This window comes from Caballeronia sp. INDeC2 (genome assembly GCF_023631325.1).
Taxonomy (GTDB): Bacteria; Pseudomonadota; Gammaproteobacteria; order Burkholderiales; family Burkholderiaceae; genus Caballeronia.
The window spans coordinates 758,607-774,211 of sequence record NZ_JALQDG010000003.1 but is presented as its reverse complement, the minus strand read 5'-3'; the positions used below and the strand labels follow the sequence as shown (position 1 = coordinate 774,211).

At 65.1% G+C, this 15,605-nt stretch carries 16 protein-coding genes; 10 read left to right on the top strand and 6 right to left on the bottom strand.

Annotation, left to right across the window (positions count from 1 at the left end; genetic code table 11):
- Window positions 1-3 precede the first annotated feature (3 nt).
- The 5 genes from wrbA (at window position 4) to NCS28_RS05390 (ending at window position 4,211) form a co-directional block, all read left to right on the top strand.
- The gene (gene wrbA / locus NCS28_RS05410; protein ID WP_250512820.1) at window positions 4-624 is read left to right on the top strand and encodes an NAD(P)H:quinone oxidoreductase; all 621 of its coding nucleotides are present in this window, start codon (window positions 4-6) and stop codon (window positions 622-624) included.
- 8 nt (window positions 625-632) lie between these two features.
- Window positions 633-1,031 carry a DUF2069 domain-containing protein gene (locus NCS28_RS05405; protein WP_250512819.1) on the top strand — a complete coding sequence of 133 codons (399 nt, stop codon included), beginning with the start codon at window positions 633-635 and terminating at the stop codon, window positions 1,029-1,031.
- 160 nt (window positions 1,032-1,191) lie between these two features.
- Window positions 1,192-2,646 (top strand): FAD-binding oxidoreductase, encoded by a 1,455-nt coding sequence (locus tag NCS28_RS05400; protein ID WP_250512818.1) that lies wholly within the window; start codon window positions 1,192-1,194, stop codon window positions 2,644-2,646.
- Complete coding sequence (locus NCS28_RS05395) at window positions 2,643-3,446, top strand: metallophosphoesterase (RefSeq protein ID WP_250512817.1); 804 nt, start codon at window positions 2,643-2,645, stop codon at window positions 3,444-3,446. The genes NCS28_RS05400 and NCS28_RS05395 overlap by 4 nt, the downstream gene beginning before the upstream one ends.
- Window positions 3,447-3,500: 54 nt before the next feature.
- Window positions 3,501-4,211: an SOS response-associated peptidase gene (locus NCS28_RS05390; RefSeq protein ID WP_250512816.1), complete on the top strand. Its 711-nt coding sequence runs from the start codon at window positions 3,501-3,503 to the stop codon at window positions 4,209-4,211.
- A gap of 5 nt (window positions 4,212-4,216) precedes the next feature.
- On the opposite strand, the gene NCS28_RS05385 is transcribed toward NCS28_RS05390, so the two are convergent.
- Both NCS28_RS05385 and NCS28_RS05380 read right to left on the bottom strand, forming a co-directional pair.
- Window positions 4,217-4,405 (bottom strand): hypothetical protein, encoded by a 189-nt coding sequence (locus tag NCS28_RS05385; RefSeq protein ID WP_250512815.1) that lies wholly within the window; start codon window positions 4,403-4,405, stop codon window positions 4,217-4,219.
- 117 nt (window positions 4,406-4,522) lie between these two features.
- Window positions 4,523-5,461: a LysR family transcriptional regulator gene (locus NCS28_RS05380; RefSeq protein ID WP_250512814.1), complete on the bottom strand. Its 939-nt coding sequence runs from the start codon at window positions 5,459-5,461 to the stop codon at window positions 4,523-4,525.
- 167 nt (window positions 5,462-5,628) lie between these two features.
- Here NCS28_RS05380 and NCS28_RS05375 point away from each other — a divergent pair, with 167 nt between their 5' ends.
- The 5 genes from NCS28_RS05375 to NCS28_RS05355 are packed head-to-tail and all read left to right on the top strand — an operon-like array spanning window position 5,629 to window position 10,723.
- Window positions 5,629-7,140 carry an efflux transporter outer membrane subunit gene (locus NCS28_RS05375; protein ID WP_502801147.1) on the top strand — a complete coding sequence of 504 codons (1,512 nt, stop codon included), beginning with the start codon at window positions 5,629-5,631 and terminating at the stop codon, window positions 7,138-7,140.
- Between the two features lie 2 nt (window positions 7,141-7,142).
- Complete coding sequence (locus NCS28_RS05370; protein ID WP_250512812.1) at window positions 7,143-9,308, top strand: FUSC family protein; 2,166 nt, start codon at window positions 7,143-7,145, stop codon at window positions 9,306-9,308.
- Entirely contained in the window at window positions 9,295-9,498 is a 204-nt protein-coding gene (locus NCS28_RS05365) for a DUF1656 domain-containing protein (protein WP_250512811.1), read from the top strand. Before NCS28_RS05370 ends, NCS28_RS05365 begins: the two co-directional genes overlap by 14 nt.
- A gap of 39 nt (window positions 9,499-9,537) precedes the next feature.
- The gene (locus tag NCS28_RS05360; RefSeq protein ID WP_250512810.1) at window positions 9,538-10,401 is read left to right on the top strand and encodes an efflux RND transporter periplasmic adaptor subunit; all 864 of its coding nucleotides are present in this window, start codon (window positions 9,538-9,540) and stop codon (window positions 10,399-10,401) included.
- A 58-nt stretch (window positions 10,402-10,459) separates the two neighbouring features.
- Complete coding sequence (locus NCS28_RS05355; RefSeq protein WP_250512809.1) at window positions 10,460-10,723, top strand: type II toxin-antitoxin system death-on-curing family toxin; 264 nt, start codon at window positions 10,460-10,462, stop codon at window positions 10,721-10,723.
- Window positions 10,724-10,798: 75 nt separating this feature from the next.
- Here NCS28_RS05355 and NCS28_RS05350 read toward each other — a convergent pair whose 3' ends face one another.
- From NCS28_RS05350 to astD, 4 genes are all read right to left on the bottom strand, one after another.
- Complete coding sequence (locus tag NCS28_RS05350; protein ID WP_502801146.1) at window positions 10,799-11,614, bottom strand: ABC transporter substrate-binding protein; 816 nt, start codon at window positions 11,612-11,614, stop codon at window positions 10,799-10,801.
- Between the two features lie 141 nt (window positions 11,615-11,755).
- Window positions 11,756-12,772, bottom strand: coding sequence for a succinylglutamate desuccinylase (gene astE / locus NCS28_RS05345; protein ID WP_250512808.1), 1,017 nt, complete (start codon window positions 12,770-12,772; stop codon window positions 11,756-11,758).
- Window positions 12,756-14,105, bottom strand: coding sequence for an N-succinylarginine dihydrolase (gene astB / locus NCS28_RS05340; RefSeq protein ID WP_250512807.1), 1,350 nt, complete (start codon window positions 14,103-14,105; stop codon window positions 12,756-12,758). The genes astE and astB overlap by 17 nt, the downstream gene beginning before the upstream one ends.
- 15 nt (window positions 14,106-14,120) lie before the next feature.
- The gene (astD, locus tag NCS28_RS05335; RefSeq protein WP_250512806.1) at window positions 14,121-15,593 is read right to left on the bottom strand and encodes a succinylglutamate-semialdehyde dehydrogenase; all 1,473 of its coding nucleotides are present in this window, start codon (window positions 15,591-15,593) and stop codon (window positions 14,121-14,123) included.
- Window positions 15,594-15,605: the final 12 nt, after the last annotated feature.

The window sequence follows — 15,605 nt, the reverse complement described above, 5'->3', positions numbered from 1 at the left end:
CTTATGAACGACATCCTCGTGCTCTACTACAGCCGCCACGGCGCGACCCGCGAGCTTGCGCTAGCCATCGCCCAAGGCGTCGACAGCGTGCCCGGCATGCAAGCGCGTGTGCGCACCGTGCCGCCGGTTTCCACCGTCTGCGAAGCGACTCAACCCGACATTCCCGCCGACGGCCCGCCCTACGCCGAGTTGGGCGATCTCGAAGAATGCGCAGGTCTCGCGCTCGGATCGCCGACGCGCTTCGGCAATATGGCCGCGCCGCTTAAATACTTCCTCGACGGCACGACGCCGCAGTGGCTTTCCGGCGCGCTGGCGGGCAAACCCGCCAGCGTCTTCACGTCGACCGGGAGTCTGCACGGCGGCCAGGAAAGCACCTTGCTCTCGATGATGCTGCCGCTCCTGCACCACGGCATGATGATCGTCGGCATCCCGTACACCGAGTCGCGGTTGACCACGACGCAAAGCGGTGGCACGCCCTACGGCGCGTCGCATCATGCGCGCGCGGGCGGCGACGAAAACCATCGCCACGGCATTTCCGCCGACGAGAAGGCGCTCGCCATCGCGCTCGGGGCCCGGCTCGCGCGCACCGCGCTCGACCTCGTGCGCGGCGCGCGCTCGGCATGAACCGGCCGATGAACGCACCCTCCGCCACGACTGCGCGATCGAACGCCGCGTTCGCACTGGCCGCGCTTGCGAGCATCGTCGCGCTCATCGTGCTCGCGCTCGCCTGGGAGCTTTGGCTCGCGCCGCTGCGGCCCGGCGCATGGACGCTCGCGCTAAAGGCGCTGCCTCTCGTGTGCGCGCTGCCGGGCGTCGCGCGCAAGAACGTCTACACGCTGCAATGGGCGTCGATGCTCGTCCTTCTTTACCTGGCCGAAGGCGTCGTGCGCGGCATGACCGACGCGGGCCTTTGCGCTTCGCTGGCCTGGCTCGAAGCGCTCCTCGCACTCGCGTTCTTCGCCTGCGCGCTCGCTTATGTCGCGCCTTTCAAACGCGCGGCCCGCTTGAACGCACGTTCGAAAAAAAGCTGATCCGGCCGCTTTTTTGATGCGCGCATCGACCGGACGTGATGCTTTGTAGCATGAAACGCTCACCGACGCGCGTGCCTATGCCATTCGGCCGAGGGTCGCGCGCCGCGCCACTGCGCGATACTGTGCGCTACGCTCCATCGGAATCTTTGCTCGACTGCCCATGACCGCAACTGAAGCTTTCATCGCCGCCTGCGCTGACATTCTCGGCGCACCGCATGTCCTGACCGACGCCCGCGACACTGCGCCTTATCTCGTCGACTGGCGCAAGCGCTATCGCGGCAACGCATGCGCCGTGCTGCTGCCCGCCGATACCGCGCAGGTCGCGGCAATCGTGCGGCTCGCACGCGAGCATCGAATCGCGATCGTGCCGCAGGGTGGCAACACAGGCCTCGCCGGTGGCGCGACGCCCGATGCGAGCGGCGCGCAGGCAGTCGTCAGCCTGAAACGGCTCAATCGCATTCGCGGCGTCGATCCGCATAACAATACGATGACCGTCGAAGCGGGCGTCGTGCTCGCCGAAATTCAGGCGCGCGCCGAAAGCGCGCAGCGGCTGTTCCCGTTGAGTCTCGCCGCCGAAGGCAGCTGCACGATCGGCGGCAATCTTTCGACCAACGCGGGCGGCACCGGCGTGCTGCGCTACGGCAACACGCGCGAATTGTGCCTCGGGCTCGAAGTCGTGACGCCGCAGGGCGAGATCTGGGACGGCCTGCGCGGTCTGCGCAAGGACAACACCGGCTACGATCTGCGCGATCTCTACATCGGCGCGGAGGGCACGCTCGGCATCATCACGGCCGCGGTCATGAAGCTGCATCCCGCGCCGGTCGCGAAAGTCACGGCGTTGGCCGGACTCGCATCGCCGCACGCCGCGCTCGATTTCCTTTCGCTGGCGCAGCATCATACGGGCGCGCTTTTGACCGGCTTCGAGCTCATGTCCGATTTCTCGATGCGCCTCGTCGGCAAGCATTTTCCACAACTGCGCTATCCATTCGACGAACGGCACGGGCAAACCGTTCTGCTCGAGCTCTCCGACAGCGAAAACGAGGCGCACGCGCGCGCCCTGTTCGAGCGGCTGATGGAAGAAACGCTCGAAAAGGGCATCGTGGAAAACGCGGTCGTCGGGGAAAGTCTCGCGCAGTCGCAGGCGTTCTGGAGCTTGCGCGAACATATTCCGCTCGCGCAGGCGGAAGAAGGTCTCAACATCAAGCATGACATCGCCGTGCCCGTTTCGAGCATCGGCCGCTTCATCGACGAAACCGATGCGATCATTGCGGACACGGTGCCCGGCGTGCGCATGGTGACGTTCGGCCATCTCGGCGACGGCAATCTGCACTACAACGTGCAGGCGCCCGAAGGCGTCGATGCGAAACGGTTCCTCGACGAATTCCAGACGCCGATCAACGCGCTCGTGTATGACCAGGTGCACAGGCATCGCGGCAGCATCAGCGCCGAGCACGGTCTCGGGCAGTTGAAAGTGGATGAAGCGATGCACTACAAGTCGCCGGTCGAAGTGCGGCTCATGCAGACGATCAAGGCCGCGCTCGATCCGGATAACCTGATGAATCCCGGCAAGGTCGTGCACTGGGGCGCGGCGCTTTCGAAGGAGAACATCGCATGAAGATTCGCGTGCTGTCGGACCTGCATCTCGAATGCGACGAGCCGCTGGCTATTCCGTACACCGAGGCCGATCTCGTCGTGCTGGCGGGCGATATCCACAATCACGCCGAAGGCTTGCGCTGGGCCGCGGAGAATTTCGATTCCGATGTCCCCGTCATCTACGTGCCGGGCAATCACGAGTATTACGACGCCGAATTCGGCGCGATGGAAGCGGCGATGCACGACGCCGCGCGCAGTGTCGACAACGTGCACTATCTGAACAACGCGTCGCTGGTGGATCGCCGTGGCGCGTGGCGCGTGCTCGGCACGACGCTCTGGACGGACTTCGCGCTGTTCGGATCAAGCGACGAGGAAATCGAGAAGGCCAAGCAGGCGTGCACGAAAGTCATGCTCGACTACAAAGGCCTGATTCAGCTCTCATGGCCCGAGCCGGACGGCAAGCCACGCGAGTTCGCGCCCGACGACTCTCTCGCGCTGCACGAACAGGCGCGCGCGTGGCTCGAAAGCGAACTCGCGAAGCCGTTCGCGGGCCAGACGATCGTCGTCACACATCATGCGCCGATGCGCGAAAGCCTCGCGCCGCGCTACGCGGAAGATCTCGTGTCGGCGGGCTTCGTCAATCATCTGCCCTCGCTCGCGCGTGCGCCCGCATCGCTGTGGATTCACGGGCATACGCATACGTCGTTCGATTACGTCGTCGAGGGCACGCGGGTCGTGTGCAATCCGCGCGGCTATTTCGACCGCCGCCGCCAACAGTGGGAGAATCCCGAGTTCGCGTGGGACAAGGTCGTCGAGATATAGCGCGGCAACGCGTCAGGAAGCACGGAACCGTGGGGGACTTTGCGGAGGAACGCCATGTGCGGCCGAATCAGCCAGTACCGACTGCCGATGCATTACGCGCAACGCCTGCATCTGAAAAATCCGTTCGTGCTCGTGGATGCCGCCGACAGACGTCCCGGCTATAACCTCGGTCCAGGCACGCATCCGCTCGCCGTCTATCCCGACGAAACCATCCGCGCGGTTCATTGGGGCTACTGCCCGCCGTGGGCCATCCAGAAGAAGCTGCCGCAAACCATCAACGCGCGCGTCGAGACCGCGGCGACGAGCGCATATTTCAAGGATTTGTGGAAGAAGGCGCGCATTCTCGTGCCGGCCGACGGCTGGTTCGAATGGCGCATCGAGCCGCGCCCGGCAGACCCGGCGGCGAAGCCCTTCAAGCAGCCGTATTTCATTCAGCGCGCAGACGGCGAGCCGATGTACCTCGCGGCGCTCACCAGCATCATGCGCGACGAGGATGCCGCGGCGCCCGGCGCGGGCTTGGTCATCGTGACGTCCGCAGCGGATGAAGGTCTGATCGATGTGCACGACCGCCGTCCGCTCGTGTTCTCGCCCGCCGCCGCGCGACGCTGGCTCGATCCCGCTGCGTCGATCGAGGATCTGGCGGCGCTCGTCAAAGCCGACGGCGTGCCGGCGTCGCACTTCGTGTGGCATCGCGTATCGAGCGATGTTAATCGCACGACCAACGACGAGCCGCGACTCATCGAACCGCTCGAAACATTGCTCTGACTCGATCAGCGATCGTGCGGATCCCGCATGCGCCGCGCACGCACGTCGCGATCGTCGTCGATGCGCACCGGCACGAGACGCCGCTTCGCGTTGCGCTCCGACTCGGCGCGCATGGCGTTCAAAAGATCGCGCGACGCCGGAACGGCGATCAGCACCAGAAGCGCGGCGAGCGCGAGCAGAAGTGGCGTACTCATATGACGTATCCCGGTGAAAACGCGGTGGAACCAGTGCAGACGGTATCAAGCTGCGGGCACATCGTGCGTAAGCAAGTGTTGCGTCGAGGCTTTTTTCGTAACTGAACGCCCGCGTCTTCAGGCGACGACGAATTCCTTCAACGATTCCGCGTCCGCCGCGAGCGTATCGGGCAGCGCCTCGCGCAGGAACTCCACCCATGTGCGGATTTTCGCGTCGAGATACTGGCGCGACGGATAGAGTGCGTAGACGTTCAGCTCCTGCATCGTGTACTGCGGCAACACGCGCACGAGCGTCCCCGCGCGCAGACCGGGAAGCGCCGACGAAGTCGGCAGCACGCCGATGCCCATGCTCTCGCGGATCGCCACGACCATCGCCTCGGCGACGTTCACCGTGAAGGTCGATGGCCCGAGGCTCACCGTCTCCTGGCCGTTCGGGCCGTCGAACACCCAGCGATCCGGCGGAAACACCGGCGTCATCAGATGCAGGCAGGTATGGCGCACGAGATCGGATAGCACGTGCGGCGCGCCGTGCTGCTCGATATAAGCCGGCGAAGCGCACGCGATGCTGTACACCGAGCCGAGCCGCGCCGACACGAGTCCGGAATCGGGCAAATCGGACGCGAGCACGACGGACACGTCGTAGCCTTCGTCGAGCAGATCCGGCATGCGCTGCGCGAGCGTCAGATCGACCTGCACCGCCGGATGGCGCTGCTGATAGCGCGAGATCATCGGCACGATGTAGTGCTGGCCGAAGCTCGTCATCGAATGAACCTTCAGCTTGCCGGAGGGACGCGCGTGGGCGTCGCCGGCCTCGGCTTCCGCCTGATCGACATAGGCAAGAATCTGCTCGCAGCGTTGCAGATAGCGCTCGCCCGCTTCGGTGAGCGCGATGCGCCGCGTCGTGCGATTCAGCAAGCGCGCGCGCAGATGCGCTTCGAGGTCCGATACGGCCCGCGAGGCGTAGGCCGTCGTCGTATTGAGATGTTGCGCGGCCGCGGTGAAGCTGCCCGCTTCGACGACCCGCACAAATACGCGCATGTTCTGGAGCGTGTCCATGGCGTTTACCGTCTTTGAGAACTGTTCGTGGAGCGAATTGTTGCACGACCGGCAACAACGATTATCACACCTCCCGTAAAAATGCTTTGCATCCTTACGGGTTATTCGACAATCCGCGCAAAAATATAATGACTCCCTTGAAACTAGTTCCTTTTTGGGAGTGAATCGTGCGAAGGCGAGTGTCCAGAAGCGCTGCTTGTGCCGCCGTTCTTACAGCAATATTAACAATTGCCGGGTGCGCAAGCACGGGCAAGATCGCGCCGCAAGATTCGCTGAAGGATGCCTCCACGCTCGATGCCGGCAGCGCCATTCGCGCCGCCAACGCCGATGCCCGGTGGCCCGACGATCAATGGTGGCGCGCCTATCGCGACCCGCAACTCGACGCCTGGATTTCGCGCGCGACCGAAGGCAGTCCCACGCTCGCGATGGCCGCCGCGCGCGTGCGCGAAGCGCAGCAACAGGCGGGGGTCGCGCGCTCGGAACTCCTGCCGCACGTCGACGGCGCGATGAGCGTCTCGCGCAAGAACTGGCCGAATAACGATTTCTACGGCCCCGGCCCGTTCGCCGACACGACGACCTGGGACAACACCGCCGGCCTTTCGCTGTCCTACAACCTCGACCTCTGGCATCGCGACGACAACAACGCCGAACGCGCACTCGACGTCGCCCAGGTGCGCGCCGCCGACGCGCGCGCCGCGCAGCTCGAACTCGAAACGAACTTCGTGCGCGCTTATATCGGCTTCTCGCAGTCGTTCGCGCTGCTCGATATCGCCGAGGACACGCTCGCGCAGCAGGAGCGCATCGCCGATCTCGCGCGGCGGCGTCTGAAGGGCGGGCTCGGCACGCAGCTCGAAGTGAGCCAGGCCGAAGCGCCGCTGCCCGAGTACGAGCGTCAGGTCGATGTCTACAAGGAAGACATCCAGCTCGCGCGCAATCAACTGGCCGCGCTCGCGGGCGATGGTCCGGGCGCGGGCGAAGCGCTGACGCGCCCGGCGTTGTCGCTCGCGACGCCGCTGCCCCTGCCCTCCGCGTTGCCGGCGGAGCTCGTCGGACATCGGCCCGATATCGTCGCGGCGCGCTGGATGGTCGCGGCACAGGCGCGCGGCATCGACGTGGCGAAGGCGGGTTTCTATCCGAACATCAATCTCGCGGCGTCGCTGACACAGGCGTTCGCGGGCGGCGCGCTGCTCAGCTTCCTGACGCGCGATGCGTCGGGCTACAGCTTCGGCCCGGCGATCTCGCTGCCGATCTTCGAAGGCGGACGCCTGCGCGCGCAGCTCGGCGCGGCATCGGCGCAATATGATCAGGCCGTCGATCACTACAACGCAACGCTCGTAGCCGCGCTCAAGGACATCGCCGATCAGGTCGTGCGCGTGCATTCGCTCGACACGCAACTCGGAGCGTCCGGCCGGTCCGTCGCCGCCGCGCGCAAGAACTACGATCTCGCGAACGAAGGCTACAAGCGCGGGCTCACCGATTACCTGAACGTGCTCGTCGCGCAAACGCAATTGCTCAAGGCGCAGGACGGGCAGGCGCGCGTGCGGGCGCAACGGCTCGCGTCGTACGCGACGCTCACATCGGCGCTCGGCGGCGGCATCGACGATCCGTCGAACGGGCCCGAACAGAACGCGCTTCTGCCGTCGAAGCATATCGGTCCGTTCAGCAAGGCGCGGAACTGATCATGTCGACGCCCGCTACGCTCATCGAACGTCCGTCGCTCAAGCAGACTTTGCTCGACTGGGCGCGCACCGACGGCCTCGCGTGGGTCTACATCTTCAAGGCCGTGCTCGCCGCGCTCTTGTCGCTGTGGATCGCGATGCGCCTCGACATGCAGCAGCCGCGCACCGCTATGACCACCGTGTTCGTCGTGATGCAGCCGCAAAGCGGCATGGTGCTCGCGAAGAGCTTCTATCGTTTCTGCGGGACGATGGTCGGTCTCGTCGTGATGATGGTCTTCATCAGCCTGTTCTCTCAGCAGCCGGTGCTGTTTCTTTCGGCGACGGCGCTGTGGGTCGGCATCTGCACGGCGGGTGCGGCGCGCAACCGCAACTTTCGCTCGTACGGCTTCGTGCTCGCGGGCTACACGGCCGCGCTGATCGGCATTCCGGCGGCGCAGCATCCGGAGGCCGCCTATCTGTCGGCGCTTACGCGCGTCGGCGAAGTGACGCTCGGCATCGTGTGTTCCGGCGCGGTAAGCGCGCTCATCTTTCCGCAGCATGCAGGCGAGCAGGTCCGCACGACGGTGCGCCGGCGCTTCACGCAGTTCGTCGATTACGTGTGCCGCGCGCTCGCGGGCAACATGGAGCGCGCGCAGATCGAGCGGACGAATCTCGCGTTCGTGTCGGACATCGTCGGCTTCGAGGCGGCGCGCAGTGTCGCCGTGTTCGAGAATCCGGAATCGCGCATGCGCGGCGGGCGGCTCGCGCGTCTGAACAGCGAGTTCATGAGCGCATCGACGCGTTTTCACGCGCTGCATCAACTGATGAACCGGCTGCGCGAGAACGCATCGGCGACGACCATCGCCGCGCTCGAACCGTTCTTTCGCGAAGTGCCGCCCCTCTTCTCGCTATCGGGCGAGCCGGTGCGCAACGCCGCCGACGCCGCCCACGCCGCCGCGCAGCTGCGTGACTACAAGGCCGCCTTGCCGAAACGCGTGCGCGCGGCGCGGGCCGCGCTCGAAACGAATCCGGACTTCGCGCAGCTCGAATTCGATACGGCGACGGAACTGCTCTACCGCTTCGTCGACGACATGCTCGCGTATGCCGACACGTACGCGTCGCTGACATCGCCCTCGCACGAACGCGAGCGCTGGATCGCGCGCTACGTGCCGAGGACCAACCTGTTCGCGGCGGCCATCTCGGGCTTGCGCGGCGCGGCCGTGATGTTCGTCCTCTCCGCGTTCTGGATCGAAACCGCGTGGCCGAGCGGCGGCACGATGGTCCTCAACGCCGCGGCCGTCTGCGCGCTCGCCTCGTCCTCGCCGCGCCCGACGCTCATGTCGGCGCAAATGGCCATCGGCACGATGCTCGCGGCCGTCGTCGGCATGATTGTCGTGTTCGGCGTGTTTCCGCATATCGACGGCTTCGCGATGATGTGCGCCGCGCTCGCGCCCGCCCTTCTGCTCGGCGCGTATCTGAGCACGCGGCGCACGCTCGCGGGCGTGGGCATCGGCTATTGCATCTTCTTCTGCTTTCTGGCGGGGCCGGACAATCTGGTGCACTACGATCCGACCGGCTTCATGAACGATGCGATCGCGCTCGTTTTGTCGATGATCGTCGCCGCGATCGCCTTCGCCGTGCTCCTGCCGACCGATGCGCCGTGGCTGCGCCGTCTGCTGCTCGGCGACTTGCGGCGCGAAGTCGTGAACGCGCGGCGCGGACGTCTCGCGAGTCTCACGACGCACTTCGAAAGCCGCACGCGCGATCTGCTTTCGCAGATCAACGCCCTCGCCGACGGCCGTGCCGATTTGCAACGCGACGCGCTGCAATGGCTCTTCGCGGTGCTCGAATTCGGCAATGCGGTGATCGACTTGCGACGGGAAATCGAAGAGTTACCGAACGGGCGCGGCTCCATCGATACGACGCTCGATGCCGTCGCGCGCCTCTTCGATCGGCCGCAAGCCCAGCGCTTCGACGCCGCGCTCGCCGCAACCCAACGCGCGATCGCCGATACCCAGGCGCTGCTCGCGCTGACGGACCGGCCGCGCGAGGACAGACATCGGCTGCAGCGCATCGCGAGTCATCTGCATTTCATCCGCACCGCGCTGCTCGATCACGAATCACCGTTCGCCCGGTTTGCGCCGGCCGGAAGACACGCGCCCGAAGGAGCGTCCCATGTTGCCGCGTAACGTCGCGATCCTCGAAGCCTATGTGCCGACGATCCTGCTGCTCTTCATCGCGGGCGCGATGATCACGTGGGTCGTCGACCGCGTGCTCTCGCTGACCGGGCTCTATCGCGTGGTCTGGCACCCGGCGCTCTTTCGCGCGAGTCTGCTCGTGTGCATCTGCGGCACGCTCGGGCTCGTTGCGTACGGTTGAGCGGCATCACTTTCATACAAGCTGAAAAAGAGTTGCATCATGATTCTCCGGAAAATCATCGGCATCGTTATGACGATCGCCATCTTCGCCGTCGCGCTTGTCATCGGGCGCGTGCTGTGGGTGCATTACATGGACGAGCCGTGGACGCGCGATGGCCGCGTGCGCGCGGATGTCGTCAATGTCGCGCCGGACGTGTCGGGCGCCGTCGTGCAGTTGCCGGTTCACGACAACCAGCTCGTGAAGAAAGGCGATCTGCTGATGGAGATCGATCCGTCGCACTATCGGATTGCGGTCGAGCAGGCGCAGGCGAACGTCGCGGCGCGCGCGGCCGAACTGCGCATGCGCCGTGCGGATGCCGCGCGCCGCGCCGATATGGACAGCCAGGTCGTGTCGAAGGAAGCGCGTGAAAACGCGATGCAGACCGCATCGACCGCCGAAGCGCAGTTGCAGCAGGCGCAGGCCGCGCTCGACGCCGCGAAGCTCAATCTCGAACGCACGAAGGTGTTTTCGCCGGTGGACGGCTATGTGACGAACCTGAACGTGTTCCGCGGCGATTATGCGGCGGCGGGCGCGGCCAAGCTCGCGATCGTCGACAGCCATTCGTTCTGGGTGTACGGCTACTTCGAGGAAACGAAGCTGCCGCGTGTGCGCATCGGCGACAAGGCGTCGATTCGGCTGATGAGCGGCGGCGAGCTGAAGGGACATGTGGAGAGCATTTCCCGCGGCATTTACGACCGCGACAATCCGCAAAGCCGCGAACTGCTCGCCGACGTGAACCCGACGTTCAACTGGGTGCGCCTGGCGCAGCGCGTGCCGGTGCGGGTGCATATAGATGATGTGCCGGAGGGGGTGCTGCTGAGCGCGGGGACGACGTGTACGGTGGTGATTGCGGGCTCTAGTTGAGCGATTCGCCGAGCCATTCGCGATGCCGTCGAGGCCGTGCTCGCCCGTGTCGAGAATCATGCTCACTACGCCGGACTCGACGACGTCTTCGGCATTGCGGATGTATGCGGTAGCCATTGCTCGGGGCCGCGTTTTCAACAACGGAAACAAACGCACGGCTCCGGTCTGTGCCCTGACATATTTGAGCGTCCAGGGCTACGACCTGTCCTCGACACTTGAAATCGAAGACGGTCTCGCCGAAGTGATGGTCGAAGTCGCAGAAGGGACAATCGAACGCGAAGAACCGGCTGATTACCTGTCGGTGATGTGCGTGTGCTCTTGAGGCAGCCAGACGAATAAAAAGCCCGCTCCGGTTTTCGCCGAGCGGGCTTCTCACATCCAGCATCGCGACGCCGCCTTACTTCGACACCACCTTCACATCGAAATACTTCGCGGCGAAGCGATCGATCGTCCCATCTTCCTTCAATTCCTTCAACGCGCGATTGAGCGCTTCCTTCAGCGCCTTGTCGTTCTTGCGCACGCCAAAGCCCACGCCGGAACCCAGCAGCTTGTCATCCGACACGGCCTGTCCCGCGAATGCGAAGCCCGCGCCCTGCGGCTGCTTCAGAAAGCCCTTCGACGCCGCTTCGGCATCCTGGAACGCCGCATCCAGACGGCCCGACGCCAGATCCGCATAGATCTGGTCCTGCGCCTGATACGACTCGACATCGATGCCCGCCGGCGCCCACTTCGCCTTCGCGTACGTCTCCTGGATAGAGCCTTGCAGCACGCCCACGCGCTTGCCCTTCAGACCATCGACGCTCGGCTGGATCGCGCTGCCCTTCTTCGCGATCAGCTGATTGGGGATCGTATAGATCGGGTCCGTGAAGTCGATGGCGGCCTTGCGCTTGTCGGTGATCGTCATGTCCGAATTGATGCCGTCGAACTTGCGCGCCTGCAACGCGGGAATGAGGCCGTCGAACGAGTTCTCGACCCATACGCACTTCATCTTCAGCTTCGCGCACACCGCGTTGCCGATGTCGATGTCGAAGCCCATCAGTTCGCCGCTCGGCGACTTCGATTCGAACGGCGCGTAAGACGCTTCGACGCCGAAACGCAGTTGCTTCATGTCATCGGCCGCGTGAGCGTTCAACGATGCGGCGCCCGTGGCGATAGTCGCCCCCAGCAAGGCGAACGCGGCGAGCTTGCGACCGATCAGATGCGATTTTTTCAACTTTCATCTCCTTCCATTGCGGTTCGATACAGGCGTCGTGATGCGGCTTCGCACATCCGCTGAAACATTGCGGCATTAAATTCCCCACTCGCACCCGACACCGGGCGCGATTGTAGCGCGCGAACTTGGGAAGCGATCGACTCAATCGAGAGAAGCGAGCGTCGAATCGGTCGTATCGACGACCATCAGTCCGGCGCGCAAGCCCGGCTTGACCTTCGGATTCGGAAACACGATGCGCTCTTCATCGTGCGACACGCGATAGCGATAATCGCCATCGCGCGCGAGCTCGGTGCCCGCGGCGAAAGCGGTGAAGTTCGGCACATCGCTCGCGACGTTCAGCACGAAGTGCTCGCTTTGCTTGTCGATCTGCGCGACGACCGTGAACACGCGCAACGGCGCATGTTCCGTCGTCGCCTCGCCCGCGATCAGGCGGCGCAATGCCGCATCCGACGCCGCGAAGCGCGCGAGATCGTTCTGGCCGAACGGCCGCACCTTGCCCAGTTCCAGCGTGCACGCGAGCGCGCCCGCTTGTTCGGCCGTGAAATGCGTGAACGTATTGCCCTTCTCGCGATGCAGAAGCACGGCTTGCAGACGCGCATCGCGCAGCCAATCGAACATTGCGCGGGCGAGCGGCGCGCCCGTGTGCGGCAACAACGCGAACTGCTCGAACACCGATGCTCGGATCGCCGTATGCATATCGATGTGCCACTTCGGATGCGCGGCGCCAGCGAAGAAGTTCAGCGCGGCGCGTTCGAGTTCGTCGGCGCGCGGAGCTTCGCGGCTCGTCTCGAACCGCGCATGCCGGCCGCTGAAGAGGCGATTGAGATCGTCGTCGATATAACGATCGCCCGCGCGCATCGCGCCGATGTTGCCGAGCACGACGAGCACGCGCGCGGCGAGCGATGCCCGGCCATTCGCGATATCGGCGACGAGCGAAGACAGCATTTCGATGGGCGCGGTTTCATCGCCATGAATGCCCGCCGATACGAGCACGCTATGCGCCGGCGCCTGCGCGGGTTCGAGCAGCAACACGCCTTCGCCCTGCCATGTCCAGCGAACGCCGGAAGCCGCGGTTCCTGCGTTGGCGGCACAACGCTTGCCTTCGAGCGTGAAAGCAAGGAAGTCTTCGAGCAAGGCCGAATCAGCGCTGGAAGTCATAGACGGCACCGAGTCCGAGGATGGTCGTCAGCTCGTCGAGCGCCGCGCGCGATTCGGCGAGCAGCTTCGGATCGGCGAGATCGGCGGGCGCGAGACGGTCGCGATAGTGTCGGTCGATCCACGCATCGAGTTGCGTGAAGAGCGCGTCGTTCATCCATACGCGCGCATTGACCGCGGCGCGTTCGGCATCGTCGAGCACGACGCGCAGCCGCAGACACGCCGGGCCGCCGCCGTTCTTCATGCTCTCGCGCAAATCGAAGACGAGCACTTCGTCGATGGGCGTCTTGCGCGATGCGAGCGAATCGAGATAAGCCGCCACGCGCGCATTTTCGCGGCACTCCTGCGGCACGATCAGCAACTGCCGGCCATCCGCGCCCGAGAGCAACTGGCTGTTGAATAGATACGACGAGACCGCGTCTTCCACGCTCACTTCGCTTTCCGGCACTTCGAGCGCGCTGAACGGCGTGCCGAGCGCTTCGAGCTTCGCGCGTAGTTCGTCGTAGACCTTGTGCTGATCGACGAACGCGCGCTCGTGGCAAAAGAGCGTCGTGCGATTGCCGACCGCGATCACGTCGTTGTGGAACACGCCCGCGTCGATCACGTCCGGCGATTGCTGCGCGAACACGGTTGCATCGCTGGATAAGCCATGCAAACGCGCAACCGCGCGGCTCGCTTCGAGCGTCTGACGCGCGGGATAGCGTTGCGGCTGCGGACCCCGCCCGAACTCGCTGCGTCCATACACGAAGAACTCGACGCCCTTCTCCCCGTACTCGCGCGCGAAGCGCGTATGGTTCGCCGCACCTTCGTCGCCGAGCGCGGGCGTGCCGGGCAGCGCGCGATGAATGCGAAAGCGCGATTCGTCGGCGAAGATCGCGCCGAGCGAACGCCGCGTTTCTCCATGCTCGATCGCGCGATGCAGCTTGGCCGCGAGATTCGCGGGCGTGAAATGCACGCGGCCGTCCTCCGTGTCCGCCGATGGGCTCACGGTCGCGGCGTTCGCGGTCCACATCGCCGATGCCGAGCTTGCCGCGGCGAGCAGTTCGGGCGCTTCACGCGCCGCGCGGGCGATCACGGTGGCGTCGTCGCCGGAAAAGCCGACATCGCGCAGAAGCCTGATCGACGGGCGTTCCAGCGGCGGCAGCACGCCCTGCTGAAAACCGAGATCGGCGAGCCGCTTCATCTTGCGCAAGCCCTGTTTCGCGGCGGCCTTCGGATTCGCCACCGACTTCTCGTTGCTGCGCGACGCGACGTTGCCGAACGAAAGTCCCGCGTAGTTGTGCGTCGGGCCGACCAGCCCGTCGAAGTTCGCCTCGTATGCTTTCGATGCCTGCATGGTCATTTCCCGTACTTAAAACGTGAGTCCCGGCGACACGCTCGCGGGCATCTGCAATTGCGCGCTTTCCACCGATGCCATCGGATACGAGCAATAGTCCGCCGCGTAATACGCGCTCGGCCGCTGGTTGCCCGAGCGTCCGATGCCACCGAACGGCGCCGCCGACGATGCGCCGTTGGTCGGCCGGTTCCAGTTGACGATGCCCGCGCGGATCGTGCGCTGAAAGTGGTTCCATGCGGCTTCGTCGTCGGCGAGCAGGCCTGCGGAAAGGCCGTAGGCGGTGTCGTTCGCGCGCTCGATCGCTTCCTCGAAGGTCTTGTAGCGCGTGAGCTGCACCATCGGGCCGAAGTGCTCTTCGTCGGGCACGTCGCGGGCGTTCGTCACGTCGAGAATCGCGGGCGACACGAAGCCGAGATTCGCCGCGCGCTGCGCCATTTGCAGCACCGGCCTCGCGCCCGCTTCGATCAGACGCGTCTGCGCATCGACGAGGCGCGCCGCCGCGCGCGCCGAAATCACGGCGCCCATGAACGGCTGCGGTTCGTCGTCGAATGTGCCGACTCGGATGTTCGCGCTCACCTCGGCGAAGCGCTGCATGAAGCGCTCGCCGAAGGCATCGTCGGGAACGAAGAGACGGCGCGCGCATGTGCAGCGCTGCCCCGCCGACAGAAACGCCGACTGGATCGCGTGATGCACGGCTGCATCGATATCCTCGACGTTCGCGACGACGAGCGGATTGTTGCCGCCCATCTCCAGCGCGAGCACGATCTCGGGACGGCCGCCGAACTGCTTGTGCAGCAGCGTGCCCGTGTCCGAGCTGCCGGTGAAGAACAGCCCGTCGATCTGCCGGTGATTCGCGAGCGCGACGCCCGTATCCTTCTCGCCCTGCACGAGATTGAGCACGCCCGCGGGCAATCCGGCCTGAATCCACAGCGCGAGCGTCGCGGCCGCGACGCCGGGCGCGAGCTCCGACGGCTTGAACACGACCGTATTACCCGCGATCAGCGCCGGCACGATATGCCCGTTCGGCAAGTGCCCAGGAAAGTTGTACGGCCCGAACACGGCGACGACACCATGCGGACGATGCCGCAGCACCGCGACGCCATCGGCCATCGGCGCGCGCTTTTCGCCGGTGCGCTCGTGATACGCCTGCACGGAGATATCGACCTTCGCCGCCATCGATGCGACTTCCGTGCGCGCTTCCCACAGCGGCTTGCCGGTCTCGCGGCCGATCGCGTTCGCGAGCGCTTCCTTGTTTTCGTTCAAGAGCGCCGCGAAGCGTTTGGCGATCGCGACGCGCTCATCGAACGAAAGCGCAGACCACGAAGCGAACGCGCGCCGCGCCGACGACACCGCGCGATCCACGTCGTCCGCCGACGCGCTCAGGCCCTGCCATACGGTCTCGTCGGTGCCCGGATTGCGCGATGCGAACGCCGCGCCCGAGCCAGCCTGCCAATCACCGCCGATATACAACTGGTTCGAAATATCCATGTTCTCTCTCGT